This window comes from Streptomyces sp. BE20, from assembly GCF_036322525.1.
GTDB lineage: Bacteria > Actinomycetota > Actinomycetes > Streptomycetales > Streptomycetaceae > Kitasatospora.
The window spans coordinates 1-338 of the sequence record NZ_JAQYWW010000699.1 but is presented as its reverse complement, the minus strand read 5'-3'; the positions used below and the strand labels follow the sequence as shown (position 1 = coordinate 338).

The following is a 338-nucleotide window of genomic DNA, read 5'->3' as shown; positions in this document are numbered from 1 at the left end:
GGGGGGGGCGGGGGGCCGTCGAGCAGCTCGCCGAGGCGCCCGAGCTCCCGCCCGACCGCCCTCCGCACAGAAGGGAACGACGGCGTGAGCGCGTCCGACGCCCCGCCGGCCGCCGCGCCGGCCGCCCCACCCTGCGCCGCCGCCCGCCCCGCCGGTGCCGCCCCGGAGACCCTGCCCGACGGCGCGGTCCGCACCGCGCCCGCGTCCGGTCTGCAGCGCGGCCTCTGGGTCCTCGACCGCAGGAACCCGCAGGCCGCCCCCGCCACCACCCCCGGGACGGACGACGTCACCGGCCCGCTCGACCTCGCGCTGCTGCGGCGGGCGCTGGACGGGGTCTC

1 protein-coding gene is annotated in these 338 nt (G+C 82.8%); it reads left to right on the top strand.

Annotated elements, in window-relative coordinates:
• Positions 1-84: 84 nt before the first annotated feature.
• A partial coding sequence (locus tag PUR61_RS15830) for a hypothetical protein (protein ID WP_329879487.1) occupies positions 85-338 on the top strand: 254 nt, incomplete at its 3' end.